The sequence below is a fragment of the Ruegeria sp. BA12 genome (assembly GCF_056539625.1).
Window position 1 is genome coordinate 34,424 of the sequence record NZ_JBQFVF010000001.1, and the last position, 21,772, is coordinate 56,195.

The 21,772-nt window shown below is 58.6% G+C and carries 18 protein-coding genes; 10 read left to right on the forward strand and 8 right to left on the reverse strand.

Annotation, left to right across the window (positions count from 1 at the left end):
• Positions 1-15: 15 nt before the first annotated feature.
• From ACR0B0_RS00145 to xdhA, 4 genes are read right to left on the reverse strand one after another with little or no spacing between them, the layout of a single operon-like run.
• Positions 16-1,533 carry an ABC transporter ATP-binding protein gene (locus tag ACR0B0_RS00145; protein ID WP_170347790.1) on the reverse strand — a complete coding sequence of 506 codons (1,518 nt, stop codon included), beginning with the start codon at positions 1,531-1,533 and terminating at the stop codon, positions 16-18.
• Positions 1,530-2,465: a xanthine dehydrogenase accessory protein XdhC gene (gene xdhC, locus ACR0B0_RS00150; protein ID WP_170347791.1), complete on the reverse strand. Its 936-nt coding sequence runs from the start codon at positions 2,463-2,465 to the stop codon at positions 1,530-1,532. The genes ACR0B0_RS00145 and xdhC overlap by 4 nt, the downstream gene beginning before the upstream one ends.
• On the reverse strand, positions 2,465-4,879 hold the full coding sequence (gene xdhB / locus ACR0B0_RS00155) for a xanthine dehydrogenase molybdopterin binding subunit (RefSeq protein WP_480645966.1): 2,415 nt from the start codon (positions 4,877-4,879) through the stop codon (positions 2,465-2,467). The genes xdhC and xdhB overlap by 1 nt, the downstream gene beginning before the upstream one ends.
• Complete coding sequence (gene xdhA / locus ACR0B0_RS00160) at positions 4,876-6,237, reverse strand: xanthine dehydrogenase small subunit (RefSeq protein WP_480645968.1); 1,362 nt, start codon at positions 6,235-6,237, stop codon at positions 4,876-4,878. Before xdhA ends, xdhB begins: the two co-directional genes overlap by 4 nt.
• Positions 6,238-6,580: 343 nt before the next feature.
• Here xdhA and dnaE point away from each other — a divergent pair, with 343 nt between their 5' ends.
• The 3 genes from dnaE (at position 6,581) to ACR0B0_RS00175 (ending at position 10,762) form a co-directional block, all read left to right on the forward strand.
• Positions 6,581-10,081, forward strand: a complete 3,501-nt coding sequence (dnaE, locus tag ACR0B0_RS00165; RefSeq protein ID WP_480645970.1) for a DNA polymerase III subunit alpha — start codon at positions 6,581-6,583, stop codon at positions 10,079-10,081.
• An 85-nt stretch (positions 10,082-10,166) separates the two neighbouring features.
• The gene (locus ACR0B0_RS00170; protein ID WP_480645972.1) at positions 10,167-10,388 is read left to right on the forward strand and encodes a YMGG-like glycine zipper-containing protein; all 222 of its coding nucleotides are present in this window, start codon (positions 10,167-10,169) and stop codon (positions 10,386-10,388) included.
• Positions 10,389-10,393: 5 nt separating this feature from the next.
• Complete coding sequence (locus ACR0B0_RS00175; protein ID WP_480635759.1) at positions 10,394-10,762, forward strand: hypothetical protein; 369 nt, start codon at positions 10,394-10,396, stop codon at positions 10,760-10,762.
• 44 nt (positions 10,763-10,806) lie between these two features.
• Here ACR0B0_RS00175 and ACR0B0_RS00180 read toward each other — a convergent pair whose 3' ends face one another.
• Together ACR0B0_RS00180 and ACR0B0_RS00185 are read right to left on the reverse strand one after the other, a co-directional pair.
• Positions 10,807-11,565, reverse strand: coding sequence for an SDR family NAD(P)-dependent oxidoreductase (locus tag ACR0B0_RS00180; RefSeq protein WP_480645974.1), 759 nt, complete (start codon positions 11,563-11,565; stop codon positions 10,807-10,809).
• Between the two features lie 105 nt (positions 11,566-11,670).
• Positions 11,671-11,865: a SlyX family protein gene (locus ACR0B0_RS00185; protein ID WP_170347797.1), complete on the reverse strand. Its 195-nt coding sequence runs from the start codon at positions 11,863-11,865 to the stop codon at positions 11,671-11,673.
• A 126-nt stretch (positions 11,866-11,991) separates the two neighbouring features.
• On the opposite strand from ACR0B0_RS00185, the gene hisS reads away from it, so the two are divergent.
• From hisS to hisG, 3 genes are read left to right on the forward strand one after another with little or no spacing between them, the layout of a single operon-like run.
• Positions 11,992-13,479, forward strand: a complete 1,488-nt coding sequence (gene hisS, locus ACR0B0_RS00190) for a histidine--tRNA ligase (RefSeq protein ID WP_170347798.1) — start codon at positions 11,992-11,994, stop codon at positions 13,477-13,479.
• A gap of 3 nt (positions 13,480-13,482) precedes the next feature.
• Positions 13,483-14,571 (forward strand): ATP phosphoribosyltransferase regulatory subunit, encoded by a 1,089-nt coding sequence (locus tag ACR0B0_RS00195; RefSeq protein WP_170347799.1) that lies wholly within the window; start codon positions 13,483-13,485, stop codon positions 14,569-14,571.
• On the forward strand, positions 14,568-15,257 hold the full coding sequence (hisG, locus tag ACR0B0_RS00200; protein ID WP_170347800.1) for an ATP phosphoribosyltransferase: 690 nt from the start codon (positions 14,568-14,570) through the stop codon (positions 15,255-15,257). The genes ACR0B0_RS00195 and hisG overlap by 4 nt, the downstream gene beginning before the upstream one ends.
• Here hisG and ACR0B0_RS00205 read toward each other — a convergent pair whose 3' ends face one another.
• On the reverse strand, positions 15,258-15,689 hold the full coding sequence (locus tag ACR0B0_RS00205; RefSeq protein ID WP_480645976.1) for a DUF1489 family protein: 432 nt from the start codon (positions 15,687-15,689) through the stop codon (positions 15,258-15,260). It lies immediately after the preceding gene.
• Between the two features lie 129 nt (positions 15,690-15,818).
• Here ACR0B0_RS00205 and ACR0B0_RS00210 point away from each other — a divergent pair, with 129 nt between their 5' ends.
• The 3 genes from ACR0B0_RS00210 to rpsD all read left to right on the forward strand — a co-directional run bounded on the left by ACR0B0_RS00210 (position 15,819) and on the right by rpsD (position 19,618).
• The gene (locus ACR0B0_RS00210; RefSeq protein WP_480645979.1) at positions 15,819-18,101 is read left to right on the forward strand and encodes an adenosylcobalamin-dependent ribonucleoside-diphosphate reductase; all 2,283 of its coding nucleotides are present in this window, start codon (positions 15,819-15,821) and stop codon (positions 18,099-18,101) included.
• Positions 18,102-18,416: 315 nt separating this feature from the next.
• Complete coding sequence (locus tag ACR0B0_RS00215; protein WP_170374202.1) at positions 18,417-18,794, forward strand: hypothetical protein; 378 nt, start codon at positions 18,417-18,419, stop codon at positions 18,792-18,794.
• Between the two features lie 203 nt (positions 18,795-18,997).
• The gene (gene rpsD / locus ACR0B0_RS00220) at positions 18,998-19,618 is read left to right on the forward strand and encodes a 30S ribosomal protein S4 (RefSeq protein ID WP_170347804.1); all 621 of its coding nucleotides are present in this window, start codon (positions 18,998-19,000) and stop codon (positions 19,616-19,618) included.
• 124 nt (positions 19,619-19,742) lie between these two features.
• Here the strand turns inward: rpsD and ACR0B0_RS00225 are convergent, their stop codons facing one another.
• The gene (locus ACR0B0_RS00225) at positions 19,743-20,204 is read right to left on the reverse strand and encodes an Lrp/AsnC family transcriptional regulator (RefSeq protein WP_170347805.1); all 462 of its coding nucleotides are present in this window, start codon (positions 20,202-20,204) and stop codon (positions 19,743-19,745) included.
• Between the two features lie 102 nt (positions 20,205-20,306).
• Between ACR0B0_RS00225 and ACR0B0_RS00230 the strand changes: the two genes are divergently transcribed.
• Positions 20,307-21,722 carry an aminotransferase class V-fold PLP-dependent enzyme gene (locus ACR0B0_RS00230; protein ID WP_170408960.1) on the forward strand — a complete coding sequence of 472 codons (1,416 nt, stop codon included), beginning with the start codon at positions 20,307-20,309 and terminating at the stop codon, positions 21,720-21,722.
• Positions 21,723-21,772 lie beyond the last annotated feature (50 nt).

Genomic DNA, 21,772 nt, shown 5'->3' on the forward strand with positions numbered 1-21,772 from the left:
TTCTTTTGTAATGGATTAGACATGGGCCACCTCCATGCCATGTGCGCCGCCCATCATCAGGCCAATCTCATCCACGGTCAGGCCGGTGGTTGGGCGCGGCGCGCTCAGACGCCCTTCGTTGAGGGCGGCAAAGCTGTCCGAGATTTCCATTAATTCATCTAGATCTTGGCTAATGCAGATGACTGCGGTTCCTTTGGCCGCCAGGTCCAGAATGGACTGCCGGATCGAGGCTGCAGCCGCCGCGTCCACGCCCCAGGTGGGCTGGTTCACCACCAGAACGTCAGGGTTCTGCAACACCTCGCGTCCGATCACGAATTTCTGCAGGTTGCCGCCTGATAATGACCGCGCCGCATTTTCGGGGCCCGGCGTGCGGACGTCGAAGGCGCTGATGATTTTCTCGGCGAAACTTTTGGTTTCTGACCACTTCAGAAAGCCGTTGCTTTCCAAACCTTCGCGCACCGAACCGGTCAGCAAAGCGTTTTCGGTCAGGCTCATGTCCGGGGCCGCTGCATGGCCCAGCCGTTCTTCGGGCGCGGTCAGCACGCCCAGCTTGCGTCGGGCCGTCGGCCCCAGCTTGCCGATCGGCTGGCCGTTAAACTTGATGGCATCTGCTGTTGTCTGGATTTCACCGGACAGGACGCCCAGCAGTTCATCCTGACCGTTGCCAGCCACACCGCCGACCCCCAGAACCTCGCCCTTACGGACTGTCATGTGAACGTTCTTCAAAGCCGTGCCAAATTCCGAGGGCGACGGAACCGACAGCCCGCTTACATCCAGCGCTACCTCGCCAAATTCACGCCCCGAGCGTTCCGGTGTCTGCAAGGTCGAGCCGACCATCATCTCGGCCATGTCCCGCGCCGAGGTTTCAGAGGGCACACACTCACCTACGTTCTTGCCCAGACGCAAAATGGTGGCGTGGTCGCAAAGCGTGCGAATTTCTTCCAGCTTGTGCGAGATATACAGGATCGAGGTGCCCTCGGACCGCAATTTGTTCAGTGTTTCGAACAGGATCTCAACCTCTTGCGGGGTCAGAACCGAGGTCGGCTCGTCCATGATCAGCAGCTTGGGGTCCTGCAACAGGCAGCGGATGATCTCGACCCGCTGACGCTCGCCGGCGGAAAGATCGCCAACGGTGCGGAACGGGTCCAGCGGCAGGCCATAGGTTTCCGACACTTCGCGGATACGCGAGGCCAGATCGCCCATCGGCGGCGGGTTCTCCATCCCCAGCGCGATATTTTCGGCCACGTTCAGCGCGTCAAACAGCGAGAAGTGCTGGAACACCATCGCGATCCCGTCGGCTCGTGCGGCGCGGGGTTCCGGTGGCGCAAAAGCCTGACCGCGCAGCAGCATTGTGCCGCTGTCGGGCTTCACCAGCCCATAGATCATTTTCACCAGCGTGGATTTACCCGCGCCGTTTTCGCCCAGCAGGGCATGAACTTCGCCTTCGCCGATGTCAAAGGACACCTGATCATTGGCCACGACGCCGGGATAGGCCTTGGTTAAACCTTGTAAGCTTAGCAGTGGAGTGGTCACGCGCTCAGGTCCTTTTTCAATTCGTTCTGCCGGGCGGGACGCAGCAGGTCTGCTGCGACGCCAACGGCGATCATCTGCGGGTGTTTGCCCAAGTCGGGGTCGCCGATTGGACAGGTGATCCGGTTAATCCGTTCGGGCATATGCCCCAGCGCTGCCAACCGAGACCGGAATCGCGCCCATTTCGTAGCCGAGCCGATCAGCCCCGCAAAGCGGAAATCGTGTGAAAGCAGCCGGTTGCACAGCTCCAGGTCCAGATTGTGTGAATAAGTCAGCACAAGATGTTCGGCATTGGTCGGCGCGTGGCGCACCAACTCGGCCGGTTTTGCTACCGGAACCACTGTTACTCCGTTTGGAACCGTGTTCGGAAAACGCTCAGGTGCAGTGTCGACCCATGTGATTGCCAGATCGGGCAATGGTGCGAGCACATCCACAAGTGCACGGCCGACATGACCTGCACCCCATATCCACAGATTGCGGGCCGGTTTGTGTACCGGTTCAACCATCCAGCCGTCGATCAGTTGCGGATCGGGCGCGATACCCTGACCGCGCGCAGCCGCCAGCAGGCGTTTGACGGACAGGGGCATGTCACCTCCCGCTGCCGTTCTTGCGATGACCATATCGTCCAGAGCGTCCACCGCGTTGGCGTCAAAGACTTCGCTAAACAACGAGACCGCGCCGCCGCAGCACTGCCCCATGTCTGGGCCAAGCGCATGATGCGTCAGTCGCGAGGATACGATTTGGGTTCGTGCGGCCTGGGCTGCTTCGTATTCAAGTACGCCACCCCCGATTGTACCGCTTTGCCCATCCTTCCAAACCAGCATAGCGGCCCCAACTTCGCGTGGGGACGACCCTTTGATCGCCGCGATGACCACCCGAGTTACTTTCCCGTTGGTTTTGACCGCCTCCCTCAAAGCCTCCAGGTCGAATCCCATCAGATGCCTCCCTTCACCCTTTGGACGCCGCGCCAGACTTCTTCGGCCGTGGCAGGCGCATCCAGTGCCGGGTAGCTGTCTCCACAGGCCGTCACCGCGTTGGACAGTGCCAGCCAGGCGGAAATTCCTAACATAAAGGGCGGCTCACCCACCGCTTTTGAGCGATAGATCGTGTCTTCGCGGTTCTGTCCGTCCCAGAGTGCGACGTTGAAAATGTCGGGTCGGTCCGAACAGGCGGGGATTTTGTAGGTTGACGGTGCATGCGTGCGCAGGTTGCCCTTGTCGTCCCAGACCAGTTCTTCGGTCGTCAGCCAGCCTGCGCCTTGCACATAGCCACCTTCTACCTGCCCGATATCCAGTGCCGGGTTCAGCGACGCACCCGCATCATGCAGGATGTCGGTGCGCAGAATGCGGTTCTCTCCGGTCAATGTGTCGACGGCAACCTCGGTGATCGAAGCGCCATAAGCAAAGTAGTAAAACGGGCGGCCCCGGCCCTTGATCCGGTCCCATTCGATCTTAGGCGTCTTGTAGAACCCGGTTGCCGACAGACTGATGCGCCCTTGATACGCCAATGCAGCGGCTTCAGCGAAGGTATAGCGTTCTTCGCCGACCGAGACGTGGCCATCCGTGAAGGTAACGCTGGACGGATCAGCCTGATGCCGTTCGGCCAGATAGTCGGCCATCCGATCGCGGATCGTGTCGCACGCGGCCTTCACCGCCATGCCGTTCAAGTCACTGCCCGAAGACGCGGCCGTGGCAGAGGTATTCGGCACCTTGGCCGTGTCTGTGGCGGTGATCTTTACCAACTCGAGCGGAATGCCAAAGCGCGAGGCCGCAACCTGCGCGACTTTCTGGAACAGGCCCTGGCCCATTTCTGTGCCGCCATGGTTCAAGTGGACCGAACCGTCCTGATACACATGCACCAGCGCACCCGCCTGGTTCAGGTGGGTCAGCGTGAAGGAAATCCCGAATTTCACCGGAGAGAAGGCGATGCCTTTCTTGATCACGCTGTTTTCGGCGTTCCACGCCGCGATCGCCGTCTTGCGCGCGGCATAGTCGCTGGATTTCAGCAGCGCTTCGGTCATGCCGTGCAGTTCGAAATCGGTGACTTCCATGCCGTAGGGCGTTGTATTGCCGCCTTCCGGCACCGGGCGCACGGGCGGAGCGGTCTCAACCTGCTCAACAGCGCCAAGGCTTGTCAGATCCTCATGCGGATCGACGCGTTCCAACGGACGCTTCGCCAGATGTTCAGGTTCCATGGTTGGCGGATGGGCAGGGTCGTAATAGTTCCGGCGGCGCAGCTCGACCGGGTCCAGACCCAATTCATAAGCGGCGTGGTCCATGACCCGTTCAATCGCGATCATGCCCTGCGGGCCGCCAAATCCGCGGTAGGCGGTGGCGGATTGGGTGTTGGTTTTCAGCCGGTGGCTTTCAATCCGCGCATTGGGCAACAGATAGGCATTATCCGAATGCAGCATGGCACGGTCAGCGACCGGCAGGGACAGGTCCTGCGCCCAGCCGCAGATGGCGTATTGCAGGAAGGACACGCCCTGAATATGGCCATGCTCATCAAAGCCTGCGCGATACGAAATCCGGAACGCATGGCGCTTGCCGGTGATGACCATGTCATCGTCGCGGTCATAGCGCATCTTGCAGGCCTTGCCGGTTACACGCGCGGCAATGGCACAGGCCACTGCCAGCGCGTTGCCCTGGCTTTCCTTGCCGCCGAACCCTCCGCCCATGCGGCGGGTTTCGACCCGTACGGCGTGCATTGGAACGCCCAAAGCGTCAGCAACCTTGTGCTGAATCTCGGTCGGGTGCTGGGTCGAGGAATGCACCAGCATATCCGCACCTTCGTTCGGCACGGCCAGGGCGGCCTGACCTTCCAGATAGAAATGTTCCTGCCCGCCGAGCTCAAAGCCCCCGTCGATAACATGGGTCGCGCCCGCGATAGCCGCATCCGCGTCGCCCTTGGCATAAATGCGCGGGCCTTCCTCGAACCGGCTATTGGCAGCAAGCGCCTCTTCGACCGTCAGGATTGGGATTTCTTCGTCATAGTCGATCTTGCCCAGCCGTGCGGCCTTGCGGGCGGCCAGATGGCTGTTGGCGACCACCAGAAAAACGGGTTGGCCGATATAGTGAACGGTGCCGTCAGACAGCAGCGGCTCATCATGGATCGAGGGCGAGACATCGTTGGCAAAAGGCAGGTCTTCGGCCGTCATGACCATCTCGACGCCTTCGGCTGCTTTGACAGCGGACAAATCCATCGCGGTGATCTTGCCCTTGGCAATCGGGCTCATACCAAACGCCAGATACAGCGTCCCCTTGGGCGTCGGAATGTCATCTACGTAGCGGGCGGTGCCGGACACATGAAGCGGCGCTGCGTCGTGGGGGAGGGGTTTTGTCACGCTCATGCCGACACCTCCAGCACGTTGGTCACGTGGCCCTGATCTTCAAGGTAATACCTTTCCAGCAGCGCCTTGGCCGTCTCAAGCCGATAGGTGGCAGAGGCGCGCATATCCGTCATTGGTGTAAAGTCATCGTCAAAGGCCAGCATCGCAGTATGCACCGTTTCACGTGTCCATGGATTCCCGTTCAACGCGGCCTCGACTTGAGTGGCGCGTTTTGGGACGCCGGTCATGCCGCCAAAGGCGATGCGCGCCTGGTCGACGACACCATCTGAAACGGTGATGTTGAAACAGCCACACACGGCCGAGATATCCTGATCGAACCGTTTGCTGATCTTATAAGCCTTCAGGCGATCCGCCTGACGGGGGAAGCTGACGGCCTCGACAAACTCGCCGGGGGTGCGGTCCTGTTTGCCGTAGTCGATGAAGAACTCCTCCAGCGGTATCGAACGGCGGTCGTTGCCCTTGCGCAGATGCAGGGTGGCGTTCAGGGCAATCAGCGCGGGCGGGTTGTCCCCGATGGGGGAGCCATTGGCGATGTTGCCGCCGACGGTGGCCGCGTGGCGCACCTGAACGCTGGCATATCGGCGGATCATTTCGGCGTACGAGGGGTGCAGATCGGTCAGCGCCTCGCCCATGCGGTTCATATCGACCATGGCCCCAAAACGAATTTCATCGTCCGTTATTGTAATGTCTTTCAGATCGTCACAGCGGTTCAGGAAGATCACCGGATCAAGATCGCGCAATTGCTTGGTGACCCACAGCCCTACATCGGTTGCGCCCGCGACCAGAGTGGCATCTGGGTGTTCGGCATAGACCGCGGCCAATTCGTCAGAGGAGCCCGGCAGCATGGGCATCGTGGCAGGTGTAGAAACAGGTTTGTCCTTGACCCAAACGGGCACGGGGTGTTCTTCGGCGGCTTTGGCCGCGCGGATGATCGGGGCGTATCCGGTGCAGCGACAAAGGTTCCCCGCCAACTGCGTGTCATGGTCCCTTGCGTCGTTTGAATGACTGGCCACCATCGACATCACGAAACCGGGGGTGCAAAAGCCGCATTGCGATCCATGCAGATCAACCATGGCCTGCTGCACCGGATGGGCTTCGCCATTTGGGCCACTTGCACCTTCGACGGTACGAACCGCTTTGCCGTGCAGTTGCGGTAAAAACAGGATGCAGGAATTCAGCGCCTTGGCGCCGCCTTCATCCGTGACCATGACGGTGCAAGCCCCGCAATCACCTTCGTTGCAGCCTTCCTTGGTGCCGGTCAGGCCCCGATCCTCGCGTAGCCAATCCAGCAGGGTCGCTGTCGGATCGACATCCGCCAGTTCCACTGTCTCTCCGTTCAGAAGAAACGTGATATCCATTCGAGAAACCCGTCGCCTTACCCGGTTGCGCCCCTGTGGCCCTCCTTCGATGCGACGTAGAAAGAGTGGCGGGCGGAAAGCTTGCCATTAGATGTTAGAAACAGGGCAGGTTATCTGGCAAGAAAAACTGCCTATATGATGTACCATTAGGACCGTTTTGCGAAAAAACACCGGGTTTCTGTAATATTCAGGCATCTGAAATTAAAGTGTTTTCTGTCAATCCAACGAATTTCTGCCCGAAGCACCTTCTGTAAAAACCGAACAATCGGTTTTGATTTTTTAAGCTTTCAAAAGCATCGGTTCCCGCTTTTGCCGCGCCGCTGGCTGGGATAGCGTAGGCGGTATGAGCAGCACCACACGATTCATTCACCTCCGCGTTCACACCGAATATTCCCTGCTGGAAGGCGCCGTACGGCTGAAAAAACTGCCCGCATTATGCGAAAAAATGGAGATGCCAGCCGTCGCCGTGACCGACACCAACAGCATGTTCTCGGCTTTGGAGTTTTCGGTCACCGCAAGCGGGGCAGGGGTGCAACCGATTATGGGGTGCCAGGTTGATCTGACCTATGTGCAGGCACAGCCGGGTGAAAAGCCGAAAATCCCGGCTCCGCTGGTGCTGCTGGCGCAGTCCGAGGTCGGATATGAGAACCTGATGAAGCTGAGTTCCTGCCTTTACGTGGACAAGGGCGGACAGCTTCCGCAAGTCACCTTGGAAGAACTGGCACAGCACTCGGGCGGCCTGATCTGCCTGACAGGTGGGCCGGACGGGCCGGTGGGTATGTTACTGCAGCAAGGCCAACTCCCGGCGGCTGAGGCTTTGGTGGATCGGCTGGCGGGCATGTTCCCTGATCGTCTTTACATCGAGTTGCAACGCCATCCGGGCGAGGGTGGTCAGCCCGAGGCCGAACACCTGACCGAGCGTGGGCATGTCGAAATGGCCTATGCCAAGAACCTGCCGCTGGTCGCCACCAATGATGTCTTTTTTCCCACCTCGGACATGTACGAGGCCCATGATGCGCTGATCTGTATTTCCGAAGGGGCGTATGTCGATCAGCAGGACGGGCGCCGCCGTCTGACTGCGCAGCATTACTTCAAGTCGCAGCAGGAAATGGTGACACTGTTCGCGGATTTGCCCGAGGCGATCGAGAATACGGTGGAAATCGCCAAACGATGCGCCTTCATGGCCTATCGCCGCGACCCGATCCTGCCAAAATTCGCCGATGACGAGGTCGCCGAATTGCGCCGCATCGCCAATGAAGGTCTGCAAAAACGTCTGGCGGTTATCCCGCATGCGGTGACGCCCGAGGAATATCAGAAACGGCTGGATTTCGAACTGGGCATCATCGAAGGCATGGGGTTTCCTGGCTATTTCCTGATCGTTGCCGACTTTATCCAATGGGCCAAGGATCACGATATCCCGGTGGGGCCGGGGCGGGGTTCGGGTGCGGGCTCGCTGGTGGCCTATGCTCTGACCATCACGGACCTTGATCCGCTACGTTATTCACTGCTGTTCGAACGGTTCCTGAACCCCGAACGGGTTTCTATGCCCGACTTCGATATCGACTTTTGCATGGACCGCCGTGAACGGGTGATCCGCTACGTGCAGCAGAAATACGGGCGCGATAAGGTGGGGCAGATCATCACTTTTGGTGCCTTGCTGTCCAAGGCCGCCGTGCGCGATATCGGGCGAGTGTTACAGATGCCCTATGGCCAGGTGGATCGTCTGTCCAAGATGATCCCGGTCGAGGGTGTCAAACCCGTCTCCATCGAAAAAGCGTTGAAAGACGAACCCCGCCTGCGCGAAGAGGCCCGCAGTGAAGAGGTCGTGGACCGGCTGCTTACCTATGGCCAGCAGGTCGAGGGTCTGTTGCGGAACGCCTCGACCCACGCGGCGGGGGTAGTGATTGGGGACCGTCCGCTGGACGCGCTGGTGCCGCTGTATCAAGATCCGCGTTCGGATATGCCTGCAACTCAATTCAATATGAAATGGGTGGAACAGGCCGGTCTCGTCAAGTTCGACTTCTTGGGTCTGAAAACCCTGACCGTAATCCAGAATGCGATGGATCTGATCTTCAAATCCGGTCGACCCCTGCACATCGCCGCCGATAGCACGGAACTGTATGAGCCCGCCGAGGGGGCCGAAAACCAGATCAACGCTATCCCGCTGGATGACGAAGCGACGTATAAGCTCTATTCAGCCGCCAAGACGGTGGCGGTGTTCCAGGTGGAATCGTCGGGTATGATGGATGCGCTGAAACGCATGAAGCCCACGTGTATTGAGGATATCGTGGCGCTTGTGGCGCTCTATCGCCCGGGGCCAATGGAGAACATCCCCACTTACTGCGAGGTCAAGAATGGGCTTCGCAAGATTGAATCCGTACATCCTCTGATCGACCACATCCTTGAGGAAACCCAAGGCATCATCGTCTATCAGGAACAAGTGATGCAGATCGCGCAGGTGATGGCTGGGTACAGCCTTGGTGGCGCGGACCTGTTGCGCCGCGCGATGGGTAAGAAGATCAAAGAGGCGATGGATGCCGAACGCCCCAAATTCGAAAAGGGCGCGGGTGAGAATGGCGTGGATGCCAAGAAAGCCTCTGAGGTTTTCGACCTGTTGGAAAAATTCGCCAACTATGGTTTCAACAAATCTCACGCTGCCGCTTATGCAGTGGTCAGCTATCAAACCGGTTGGCTAAAGGCGAACCACCCGGTCGAGTTCATGGCGGGTGTCATGAACTGCGATATCCATCTGACCGACAAACTGGCCGTGTATTTCGAAGAGGTTCGCAAGGGGTTAGAGCTGCCCTACGTGCCGCCCTGCGTGAACCGATCTCTGTCAACCTTTGATGTAGTCGACGGGCAGTTGGTCTATGCGCTGGGCGCGCTCAAGAACGTGGGCGCCGAGGCCATGACCCTCGTGGTTGATGGCCGCGGCGACAAGCCATTCGTCAACCTGTTCGACTTTGCCCGCCGTGTGGACCTGAAGAAAGTCGGCAAACGCCCGCTTGAAATGCTGGCGCGGGCCGGGGCATTCGACCAGCTTGATAAAAACCGCCGCCGTGTGTTCGAAAGCCTTGATCCGCTGGTACAATACTCGGCGGCGATCCACGACCAAAAGAACTCGAACCAGGTATCATTGTTCGGTGAGGCTGGCGATGATCTACCCGAACCCCGCCTGTCGCAGACGCCGGACTGGCTGCCTGCAGAACGCCTGAGCGAAGAGTTCAAAGCCATCGGTTTCTATCTGTCCGGTCACCCGCTGGACGACTACATGCCCGCGCTGAAACGCAAGAAGGTCATGACATTGGATGAGGTGACGGAACAGGCGCGCTCGGGTCCGTTCATTGCCAAGATGGCCGGTGTGGTGTCTGGGCGTCAGGAACGCAAATCGGCCAAGGGCAACCGCTTTGCCTTTGCGCAATTGTCTGACCCAAGTGGGGCGTTTGAGGTCACGCTGTTTTCGGAAACACTGGAGAAATCGCGCGAGTTTCTAGAGACCGGGTCGCAAGTGGTGCTGACCGTCAAAGCTGAAATGGAATCCGATCAGCTCAAGTTGCTTGCGAATTCTGTTGGGCCGGTTGATTCTGTAGTTGCCGAAGCAGGCGCAACGGGGTTGCGAATATTTGTTGACGTCCCCGAGGTGCTGCCGACGGTCGCCAAGGTTCTAGAAGACGCGGCTGGTGCAGCCAAGCGCGCGGCCAAAGGGCCGATCCACATCTGTCTGCTGGATCCCGGTCTGCCGGGGGATGTTGAGATGGATCTGGGACAGGATTTCCCAATCAATCCGCAGATCAAGGGGGCCATTAAATCTTTGGATGGCGTCACCATGGTCGAGGAAATCTGACCCACCCTTTTGTTGCCACAGTGTTTTTGCGCCGCTAGGCTGGACTTATGCCCCGTTTCGGGGTGTGTCACAGGAGGGCACAGCTATGGCAATTACAGCTATTGGGTTCAGAATATTTGCATTGGCAGCCGCTGCGTCACTGGCGGTGGCGTCCGGGTCGCTGGCAGATGACAAGGATGACAAGAAGAAAAAGCAAACGATCGAAGGCGCTTTGATCGGAGCGGGCGTGGGTGCGTTGATCGGCGACGGCAAGGGTGCAGCCATCGGTGGCGTGGCCGGGGCCATTATCGGACATAACTGGAAGTGATTGTGATGCGGTTTGTTAGATTCAGAATGCTTGTTTGCGCCGCGATCCTGGCGGCCCCGTGTTTGGCGACGGCCGATGAGGCTGCTGAACAGATGGTCCAGGACGCATTGCCTGTGATGCACTATACCTGCGCCTCGATTGCCGAGGAGGCGGACGGGGATGAAGCCTTTGTTGTAGAGGTTGTTGGTAAGATGACGGCCCTATCGCTCTACAACCGCCAGATCAATATCGAAGATCACGCGACCACGGACGAAGAAAAGGCCCAACTGCGTGAAGCTTTCATAGCCGCACTGTCGGAAGGCTGCGCCGCGGATAAGCATGCCCTCTTGGGCGGGGTGGTCGACAATGCGGTGAAAACGACGCTGGGTCTGTGATCAACGGTTTTCCGTATCTCTGACCAGATTTCTGGATTGAGAATTCAGTCGGGTGACCGCAGTGCGGGCAGCCCGACGCCAGTGCTCTCGAACCCGCCATCGGACGCAATCACTTGGCCCGTTACATAGCTGGCCTTTTCCGAGCAAAGAAATAAGATCACCTGAGCGATCTCTTCTTCCGAACCATAACGGTTCAGCGGAATGGCGTCATGATACGCGTTGATGATTTCGGGTGTATGAACGGCCATCGCCAGCTTGGTACGAACCGGGCCGGGACAGACGCAATTGGCTCGAATCCCGTATTCTCCCAATTCTGCAGCCTGCTGTTTGGTCAGGTGGATGACGCCAGCTTTTGAGGTGCCGTACGCAACACGTAGGGTGCTGGCCCGCAGTCCCGAGATCGAGGCGATATTGACAATTGCCCCTCGGCTTTCGCGAAGGGCTGGAATTGAAGCCTGTGAAACCAGAAACACACCGTCAAGATTGGTTTCCATGACGCGGCGCCACACCGCAAAGTCGTGTTGCTCGATTGGTCCAAATTCGGCGATACCCGCATTGTTCACCACGGCGTCAATTCGTCCAAAATTTGACATAACGGCCTGTATTGTATCGTCCACCTGATCTGGATCTGAAACATCGGCAACAATCGGCATCGTGCCATCAAGATTGCTCGCCGCCTCGGTCAATGCTTCCGCATCACGATCGACCATCGCCACGTGCCACCCGTCCTGGAGAAACAGTCTTGAGGTGGCCAGCCCAATACCGCGCGCGGCACCGGTAACCAGAGCGAGTTTTTTGACCATTAATTTTCTCCGGTTATTTGGTTGCTGTGAATGCAACCCGTTTCACCAATGAGACTGAAGAAATAGAATTTCAGCCTCTTGATAAAGGCGGTACACAAAAAGCGCTCAATAATGCGGCGGACGTTCGTCTCCGAACACAACACCACCTGATCCTTCCTGCGCCCGTTCGCCTTCGCGACGCATCAGCATCTCGACCCGGCGGGTCAGGCGGTCGATCTCGGATTGCTGGCGGGTGACAACCGTGTTTAGTTCTTCGACCGTGCGGGTCAGATGGGCGATCTGCTCTTCCAAATGCTGCATGGGAGACTCCTTCTTTGCCGGTCATAGCGACACGTGAGGCCCAAGGCCAGCGAAAGCGCGCCTTGCCCCGATGCGGACCATGGGATAGACCGCGCGCGGAACACTAAACGCCCAAGGACGCCCCACATGGCCAAGCCCAAGAAACAGCCCCGCCCCAAGGCAGTAACGCCAAAAGGGTTCCGCGACTATTTCGGCCAGGAAGTCACGCAGCGCACCGAGATGCTGCGGGCTATTGCGGACGTCTATCATCGATATGGTTTTGATGCCTTAGAGAGCAGCGCGGTTGAGACCGTTGAGGCGCTGGGCAAGTTCCTTCCCGACGTAGATCGCCCGAACGAGGGTGTGTTCGCGTGGCAGGAAGTGGACGAGAATGACAAGGGCGACTGGATGGCCCTGCGCTATGACCTGACCGCGCCACTAGCCCGTGTCTATGCGCAGCACCGCAATGATCTACCGACACCTTATCGCCGCTATGCGATGGGCCCGGTCTGGCGCAACGAAAAGCCGGGTCCGGGACGCTATCGTCAGTTTTACCAGTGTGACGCGGATACTGTGGGTACGGCCTCGATGGCGGCCGATGCCGAGATTTGCGCCATGTTGTCGGACACGCTGGAAACCGTGGGCATCCCGCGCGGCGACTACTTGGTACGGGTCAACAACCGCAAAGTTCTGAACGGCGTGCTTGAGGCGATGGGACTGGGCGAAGACGCTGCTGCCCGCGACAATGTCCTGCGCACCATCGACAAGTTCGACAAGGTGGGTGAGCAGGGCGTGCGCGAGTTGCTGACCAAAGGCCGTCTGGATGCCTCGGGGGCGTTTATCGACGGCGTGGGCCTCAGCGACGATCAGGCCGAACCAGTGATTGCTTTCCTGACTTCGAAAGCCGCAGACACCGCTGGGACATTGGCCAACCTGCGTGCTGCTGTCGGTGACAGCAAGATCGGTGCCGATGGTATTGCCGAACTGGAACAGATCGGCGCGTTGCTGGATGCGGGCGGCTACGGTGCGGATCGGATCGAGATTGACCCTTCAGTCGTGCGTGGCCTCGGTTACTATACCGGGCCGGTGTATGAGGCCGAACTGACCTTTGAGATTTTCGACGAGAAAGGCCGCAAGCGGCAGTTTGGGTCGGTCTCTGGTGGTGGTCGCTATGACGATCTGGTCAAGCGATTTACCGGGCAGGAAGTGCCTGCGACCGGTATTTCCATCGGCGTCGACCGTTTGCTGGCCGCGTTGCGCGAAAAGGGTCGGATCGCTGCGCAGGCGACAGGCCCCGTCGTTGTGACTGTCATGGACCGGGATCGGATGGCCGACTATCAGACCATGGTGGCCGAGCTGCGCAATGCTGGCATCCGGGCCGAGGTCTATCTGGGCAATCCCAAGAACTTTGGCAATCAGCTGAAATATGCGGATAAGAGGAACTCTCCGATCGCGGTGATTGAAGGCGGCGATGAAAAGGCCAATGGCATCGTACAGATCAAAGACCTGATCCTGGGTGCGAAGATCGCCGAAAGCGCCACGCTGGAGGAATGGAAAGAACGCCCAAGCCAGTTCGAAGTGCCGCGTGGCGATCTGGTCGCCAAGGTGCGCGAAATTCTGGACAGTCAGGACTGATCCATGGCCAACCGTTCCCAGATACAAGCCCGCGCCGCGATGATGCGGGTCCGGTTCGAGGCCGCTGGTGCACAGGTCGTCGACCCGCCCCTGTTGCAACCAGCCGAAACGCTGCTGGACCTCTATGGCGAAGATATCCGTGCCCGCGCCTATGTGACCTCGGATGCGCTGCGCGGCGAACAGATGCTGCGCCCAGATTTCACGCTGCCAGTCGTGCAGATGCACATGAGCGATGGGGCTGAACCCGCGCGCTATACTTATTCCGGTGAGGTGTTCCGCCGTCAGGAGCACGACCCGGATCGGTCAAACGAATACATTCAGGTGGGGTACGAGGTCTTTGACCGCGATGATCCCTCGGGCGCAGATGCCGAGGTTTTTTCGCTGTTCGCCCTTCAGCTGCGCGGGCTGCCGTTGCGTGCGGCGACCGGCGATATTGGTATCCTGATGGCTGCGGTTCAGGGCCTGCGCACCACGGATCGCCGCAAGGCCGCCCTGATGCGGCACCTGTGGCATCCGCGTCGTTTCCGCAATCTGCTGGATCGGTTTGCAGGGCGCAAGCCGGTGCCAGAAGGCCGTGATGCCTTGCTGGATTCCCAGGACCCGCTGGCCATTGATGTGCCGATGATCGGCAAACGCCGCGCAAGCGAGATTGAGGCGCGGATCGAAGCCTTGCGCGAAGACCGCGACATCCCGCCGATTTCCGACAGCGAACTAGGCGGGTTGGAAACTTTGCTCAACGTGCGCGAAACCATGCCTTTTGCGTTAGAGCAACTGCGCGATGTGGCGGTAGACCTGCCGCAGATTACCCCGGCGCTGGACCGTCTTGAGACACGCGTGGCCGCATTGCAGGCGCGTGGTGTCGATGTCGAGAGGCTAGACTTCGAAGCTGCCTATGGCCGTACTTCCATGGAATATTACGACGGGTTCGTCTTTGGCTTCTATGCTGAGGGACGCCCGGACCTGCCTCCGGTTGCCACGGGCGGGCGGTATGATGCGCTGACCCGGCAATTGGGCAATGGTGCTGAAATCCCTGCTGTGGGTGGCGTGCTGCGCCCTGACCTGATCCTGGAAATCGAGGAGGGCGCGCAATGAGCCTGAAACTGGGCGTGCCCTCGAAGGGCCGGTTGATGGAGAAAACCTTCTCGTGGTTTGAAAAGCGCGGCATTACCCTGTCGCGCAGTGGTTCGGACCGGGAATATGCCGGTAAGGTCGAAGGGATTGAGGGCGTATCGCTGATTCTGCTGTCTGCAGGGGAAATTCCGCGCGAACTGGCGGCTGGGCGCATTCATCTGGGCGTGACCGGTATTGATCTGGTGCAGGAAAAGCTGCCGCGCTGGGAACAGCAGGTGGAAGAGGTGTCACAGCTGGGCTTCGGTAAGGCTGACCTGATCATTGCGACACCGGCCTGCTGGGTGGATGTCGACACGCTGGACGATTTGGACGCTGCTGCAGCGGCCTTTCGTAAAACCCATGGCCATCGGCTGAGGATTGCCACCAAGTACCACCGGCTGGTGCGCGAGTTTCTGACCGATGCGGGCGTCGCCGATTACACCCTGGTCGACAGTCAGGGTGCGACCGAGGGCACGGTGATGAACGAAACGGCCGAGGCGATTGCGGATATCACTTCGACCGGTGAAACCCTGCGGGCAAATCACCTGAAGATTCTGTCGGACGGAGTGATCTTACGGTCGCAGGCGACGCTGTGGCGCAGCAGGGTGCCCAACTATTCAGCCGATGACAAAGCGGTTCTATCCAAGTTACTGGATCACCTGACCTGATCAAAGCACTCCGATTTCGGCCAGCGCGCGGTTCAAATCATCGGGCAGGGCGTCGTCCTGCTCGCGCCCTTTTGGCAGATCGGCAGGGGTGTCTTCGGGTTTCAAATAGCGCCAGCCCTGAAACGGGCGCTTCAGAGCGGTTTGCGTACGGTGCACCTCTGGATCAAGCACGACGGCGCAACGGCGGATGCCGTCCTCACCGCGCACCTCATCCAGCCGCAGGATGCGCTGACGGCATTGGATTACACCCTTGATCACCCAATAAATTGACCCGCCGTTCAAAATCTCGGCCTCGCGCTTGGGCCACATGCGGGTGACATGGCGCGGGCAACCATCCTCGTACAGCGGTTTACGGCTGTCCTGCCACGCGATCAGCGTGTCTACACTTTCCGATCCGACCGAGAGTTTTATCAGGTTTACGTACTTATCCACAGCTTTCCCACAGAGTCGTCCCAAGGCCCACCTTTATATTGTAGCCTGATGACCGGCGTCATCAAGGTGTTGTGGTGGACGTGTGATTTAGGATAGTCTGGATACCTCTTTCAGTACAGGGAATCACCAATGAGCCGCTTTGCCGCCCCCATCGCCGAGCAGATCTGGGACATGAAATACCGCTTCAAACAGGCGGATGGCACACCGATCGACCAGACTGTCGAAGACAGCTGGCGGCGCATTGCCCGCGATTTGGCACGAGTGGAAAAAGATCAGGGGCATTGGGAAGATAAGTTCTTTGAAGCGCTGGAAGATTTCAAATACCTGCCCGCAGGTCGTATCACTGCGGGCGCAGGTACTGCACGGCAGGTGACCCTGTTCAACTGTTTTGTCATGGGAACCGTTCCCGACAGCATGGGCGGTATCTTTGACATGCTGAAAGAGGCTGCGTTGACCATGCAACAGGGCGGGGGGATCGGCTATGATTTCTCGACCATCCGCCCGCGTGGGGCTGATGTGCATGGGGTTGCCGCCGATGCCTCGGGGCCGTTGTCGTTCATGGATGTGTGGGACGCGATGTGCCGCACTATCATGTCGGCGGGCTCGCGTCGTGGGGCGATGATGGCAACCATGCGCTGCGATCACCCGGATATCGAACAGTTCATCACAGCCAAATCCGACCCGGCCCGCCTGCGCATGTTTAATATGTCGGTGCTGGTGACCGACCCCTTCATGGAAGCCGTCAAAGCCGACGGCCCGTGGGATCTGGTCTTTGGCGACAAGGTCTATCACACCGTTCAGGCGCGCGATCTGTGGAACAAGATCATGCAGGCCACCTATGACTATGCCGAGCCGGGCGTGATCTTCATCGACCGCATCAACCAGGCCAACAACCTGAGCTATGTGGAAACCATCGCCGCCACCAACCCATGTGGTGAACAGCCCCTGCCGCCATATGGCGCGTGTCTGCTGGGCTCGATCAACCTTGCGCGATTGGTAGCTGAACCTTTCGAGGATGCGGCACACCTGGATGAGGCCGCATTGCAGGATCTGGTCGCCACCGCCGTACGCATGATGGACAATGTGGTCGACGCGTCGAAATTCCCGCTGCCGGAGCAGGCGGCCGAAGCGCAAGCCAAACGCCGCATCGGGCTGGGTGTGACAGGTCTGGCCGATGCATTGTTGATGAAGGGCCTGCGCTATGGCTCGGACGAGGCGGCGCGTCAGACCGAGCGCTGGCTGCACGCGATCGCCCGCACCGCGTATCTGGCGTCGGTGGATTTGGCGAAGGAAAAAGGGGCGTTCCCCCTGTTCGATGCCGAGAAATTCCTGGCCAGCGGCACGATGCAGCAAATGGACGAGGATGTGCGCGATGCGATCCGTGAACATGGCATCCGCAATGCATTGCTGACCTCGATTGCGCCCACGGGGACGATTTCCCTTTACGCCGGGAACGTGTCATCGGGAATCGAGCCGGTCTTTGCTTATGCCTATACGCGCAAAGTTCTGCAGAAAGACGGCTCGCGCACCGAGGAAGAGGTGGTGGACTATGCCGTGCAGATGTGGCGTGACAAGTTCGGGGACGCGGAATTGCCCGACTATTTCGTCAATGCGCAGACGCTACCACCGTCCGATCACGTCAAGATGCAGGCCGCGGCGCAGAAATGGATCGACAGTTCGATTTCCAAGACGATCAACTGCCCCGAGGACATCAGCTTTGACGCGTTCAAGGATGTTTACATGCAGGCGTGGGATCAGGGGTGCAAAGGCTGCACCACCTATCGACCGAATGACGTGACCGGGTCGGTGCTGACCGTTTCGGAAAGTGCCGACACTGCGCCGGGCGAAAGCGCCGCTGCGCCGCATGAGGTCGATGGAGGCGAAGTCGTGTACATGTCCGAGCCTTTGGATCGTCCGCAGGCGTTGGAGGGGTCGACCTATAAACTGAAGTGGCCCGATAGCGAGCACGCGATCTATCTGACCATCAATGACATTGTCATCGGCGGTCGGCGTCGCCCGTTCGAGGTGTTCATCAACTCGAAGAACATGGAACACTACGCTTGGACGCTGGCGCTAACCCGGATGATCTCGGCTGTGTTCCGGCGGGGCGGGGATGTGTCCTTTGTGGTCGAAGAGTTGAAGGCTGTGTTTGACCCGCGCGGCGGAGCCTGGGTTCAGGGCAAATACATCCCGTCGATCCTGGCCGCGATTGGTGGCGTGATCGAGCAGCACCTGATCAATATCGGCTTTCTTGAAGGGGAAGGCATGGGGCTGAAATCCGACCCTCAGGCGCAGGTGGTCAATATGGATGCGCCACGCGGCAAAGCCTGCCCGTCCTGTGGTCAATTCGATATGGTGATGATCGAAGGTTGCATGACCTGCCGCAGTTGTGGGCATTCCAAGTGTGGCTGAGTTAGAAATCCTAAATCAACAAAAGTTGATCGATTCTGGCGGGAAAATACCCCGCCAGAAGTCAATAGTTGAATCTCAAAGGCCACAATTTCGTTAACATTACATTAACGTCTCTTTTCCGCCTTAATTTACGTTGATAAGGGTAGCCCAGTACGCAGTGATGGGTTTAAGGGTACAGGCGGTAATATGAGAACCGGACAAAGCGGTCGTATAGCCATTTTTTGGAGGCAAACGGAAATCGATGGACTTGAGGCAGCGCCCTTGTCCTTTTTGAGCGTCGGAGCTGCCTGGTCGTGGCGCGGACAGGCACGATTTTTGAAGAATTCCTCTGTGCAGATGCTGGAAGGAGCCGAAGACATTGGTTCCGACTTAGCGACGCTGAGCCATTGCGTGCATGTTCAAAACCTTTCAGAGGAAGCGAGTGGCCTGCTTGTGTTGACCAACGGTGCGCAAACTTTCACAGCGGCGTTGTTCCCAGTTGCTGGCGAATCAGCCCCGATGCTGGTCTTCGAAGGGGATTGCCCAGAGCGGGATCAGGATTTCTGGATTAGTGAATTCGCCGAATCTGCGGGCCAAGGGAACGAAGCAACCGGGATGGATGAGACTGTCATAGCGTTCCCATCCCGATCCACTCCGGTCCTGGATGATCAAGATCAGCAGAGGGCGGTTTCTGTCGGACGCAGAGCTGACTGATCCGCAGGTAAACCTCGAATTCAATGGAAATTCCAATGTAGCATGGCATGGTGTGTTGACTCTGCCGGTTTCGCGGATATAAGCGCGGCTTCATTGGTGTTGGTGGCCCCCGCAAGGGGATGCCTGTCATGGGGGAAACCTCAAGAGGACAACGCCCTTCATAGTGGTCCGTCTGGACCTCGACCTTAAGAAGGAGATCAGCCGTGACCAAACGCACGTCTGCCAAGCACAAAATCGACCGCCGGATGGGCGAAAACATCTGGGGTCGTCCGAAATCCCCGGTCAACCGCCGCGAATACGGCCCCGGCCAGCACGGTCAGCGCCGCAAGGGTAAACTGTCGGACTTCGGTCTGCAGCTGCGCGCCAAGCAGAAGCTGAAAGGCTACTATGGCGACCTGACCGAGAAACAGTTCCGCCGCATCTACGCAGAAGCCGTCCGTGTGAACGGTGATACTGGTGAAAACCTGATCGGTCTGCTGGAGCGCCGTCTGGACGCTGTTGTTTACCGCGCCAAGTTCGTGCCGACCGTGTTTGCTGCACGTCAGTTCGTGAACCACGGACACGTCAAAGTGAACGGCAAGCGGGTCAACATCCCCAGCTACCGCGTCAAAGAAGGCGACGTAATCGAAGTGCGTGACAAGTCCAAGCAACTGGCTGTTGTTCTGGAGGCTGTTGCTTTGGCCGAGCGTGATGTGCCTGACTACATCGACGCAGACCACTCGAAAATGACCGCGACTTTCGTGCGCGCACCGGGTCTGGGCGATGTGCCGTACCCGGTCATGATGGAGCCGAACCTGGTCGTCGAATTCTACGCGAAGAACTAATCTTCGCCGAGACGCAAAATTTAAAGGGCCGCGCTTTCAGCGCGGTCTTTTTTTGTTTGTAGGGGCTCTGCCCCAGTCGATGCGCGACTCCCTCGAGGTATTTTTGGCCAGATGAAAAAGCGGATCAGATCGGCAAGGGGCGACCTTCGGCGATTGCTTCCATCGCGAAATACGAGGTCACGCTGTCCAGCTCGACTTTTTCGATCAGGCGCTGATAGACCTTGTCATATGACGCCATGTCCTCGGTCACGACCTTCAATTGATAGTCATAGTCGCCACCAATCCGGTGGAAATCCACCACTTCGGGGATGGTCAGTACGTGGCTGCGAAATGCTTGCAACCAGTCGGCCGAGTGATGCCGGGTGCGCAGCATAACAAAAACCACAAGGCTTAGCCCCAACTTCTCGCGGGCAATCCGTGCAGTTGAGCCGGTGATCACGCCATCCTCATTCAGTGCCTTCAACCGCCGCCAACAGGCGTTCTGCGACAGCCCGACCCGATCGGCCAGTTCGCGTTGGGACAAGGTCGCGTCTGTTTGCAGCTCACGCAGGATGCGTTTATCAATTTGATCTATTTTTTCCGCCATTCCTGATCATATGACACAAATTTTTAAAAATCTATCAAAAGAACGGTGAAGTTTACTCAGGCAAAAGCAATCACATTGGTAGGGCAATACGGAGACTATGCCATGACCCTGTCCAAATTTCGCGCAGACATCCTGTCCACCACTCGCAATTCAAGCCTGCGCGACGGGCTGATCGGAGAGAACGTTCTGATCCCGGGTCTGCATGGGGACGTGCCGCTGGTTTATGCGGATTACGTCGCTTCGGGCCGTGCGCTGCGGCAGGTTGAGGATTTTGTCACCGAACAGGTGCTGCCTTTTTATGCCAACAGCCACACCGAGGCCTCCTATTGCGGTTCATACATGACTCGGTTGCGCCGCGAGGCGCGTGCAGAGATTGCCCGCATCGTTGGCGCGAGGGGAGAAGACGCGGTGATATTCACCGGGTCCGGCGCTACTGCGGGTCTGAACCGGCTGGTCAGCTTGTTGGGTGTGGATGCGGCTGACCGGCCGGTCGTTTTGATTGGGCCGTACGAGCATCATTCGAACATTTTGCCGTGGCGTGAAAGCAAGGCACAGGTGATCGAGATTCCTGAAGCTATTGAAGGTGGGGTTGATCTGGCGGCGCTGGAGCAGGTTCTGATCGACAATGCTGCATCGGATCTGATCATCGGGTCGTTTTCGGCTGCGTCGAATGTAACCGGAATCATTACCGACCCGGATCCGATCACCCGACTGCTCAAGGCGCATGGCGCCGTTTCGGTCTGGGATTACGCAGGCGGTGGTCCTTATCTGCCGATGGACATGGGGCCAGAGGATGCGCGCAAGGATGCTATCGTTGTGTCTCCGCATAAGTTTCCGGGCGGGCCGGGCGCGTCGGGTGTTCTGATCGTCAATCAGACCGCCGTGCGCCGCACATGCCCCAGTTGGCCCGGTGGTGGCACGGTCAGTTTTGTTTCGCCCTGGCGGCACGACTACAGCGAGGACCTGGCCACGCGCGAAGAGGCCGGAACACCCAACGTGGTCGGAGACATCCGCGCGGCGCTGGCTTTTATCGTCAAGGATGTTGTCGGCACTGATGAGATCGCCGAAAAAGAGGCGCAATTTAACCGTATGGCGCTGGACGGGTGGGGTGACAACCCGAACCTGACCTTGCTGGGCGTCGATAACCCGCATCGCCTGCCGATCTATTCCTTCCTTGTGCGGGATAACTCTGGCCAGCCTGTTCATCAGCAACTGTTCACCCGGATGCTTAGCGATATTTATGGCATTCAGGCGCGCGGCGGCTGTGCCTGTGCGGGGCCATATGCGCACCGTCTTCTGGGGATCGACCGCGCAACCTCGGATGAATTGCACGCGGCCCTGTCCGCGGGGGAAGAGATGAAGAAACCCGGCTGGGTGCGGCTGAACTTCTCGTATTTGATGAGCGAAGAGACCGTTCAGTTCATCATCGACAGTGTTAATGACCTGTCCCACCGGACCGAAGAGTTCGTACCATTCTACAACGCTGACCCGGCAACGGCCCGCTTCAAAGCGGCGTGACGGAATTGCCGCTTTTCTCAACGCGTTGAGACGGGTATGAGAGGCTCCAA

Bases quoted from the DNA above. Each gene is read 5' to 3' on its own strand.
- xdhC (WP_170347791.1), bottom strand. From the start codon at position 2,465: ATGGGATTCGACCTGGAGGCTTTGAGGGAGGCGGTCAAAACCAACGGG.
- xdhB (WP_480645966.1), bottom strand. From the start codon at position 4,879: ATGAGCGTGACAAAACCCCTCCCCCACGACGCAGCGCCGCTTCATGTG.
- xdhA (WP_480645968.1), bottom strand. From the start codon at position 6,237: ATGGATATCACGTTTCTTCTGAACGGAGAGACAGTGGAACTGGCGGAT.
- dnaE (WP_480645970.1), top strand. From the start codon at position 6,581: ATGAGCAGCACCACACGATTCATTCACCTCCGCGTTCACACCGAATAT.
- ACR0B0_RS00170 (WP_480645972.1), top strand. From the start codon at position 10,167: ATGGCAATTACAGCTATTGGGTTCAGAATATTTGCATTGGCAGCCGCT.
- ACR0B0_RS00175 (WP_480635759.1), top strand. From the start codon at position 10,394: ATGCGGTTTGTTAGATTCAGAATGCTTGTTTGCGCCGCGATCCTGGCG.
- ACR0B0_RS00180 (WP_480645974.1), bottom strand. From the start codon at position 11,565: ATGGTCAAAAAACTCGCTCTGGTTACCGGTGCCGCGCGCGGTATTGGG.
- ACR0B0_RS00185 (WP_170347797.1), bottom strand. From the start codon at position 11,865: ATGCAGCATTTGGAAGAGCAGATCGCCCATCTGACCCGCACGGTCGAA.
- hisS (WP_170347798.1), top strand. From the start codon at position 11,992: ATGGCCAAGCCCAAGAAACAGCCCCGCCCCAAGGCAGTAACGCCAAAA.
- ACR0B0_RS00195 (WP_170347799.1), top strand. From the start codon at position 13,483: ATGGCCAACCGTTCCCAGATACAAGCCCGCGCCGCGATGATGCGGGTC.
- hisG (WP_170347800.1), top strand. From the start codon at position 14,568: ATGAGCCTGAAACTGGGCGTGCCCTCGAAGGGCCGGTTGATGGAGAAA.
- ACR0B0_RS00210 (WP_480645979.1), top strand. From the start codon at position 15,819: ATGAGCCGCTTTGCCGCCCCCATCGCCGAGCAGATCTGGGACATGAAA.
- ACR0B0_RS00225 (WP_170347805.1), bottom strand. From the start codon at position 20,204: ATGGCGGAAAAAATAGATCAAATTGATAAACGCATCCTGCGTGAGCTG.
- ACR0B0_RS00230 (WP_170408960.1), top strand. From the start codon at position 20,307: ATGACCCTGTCCAAATTTCGCGCAGACATCCTGTCCACCACTCGCAAT.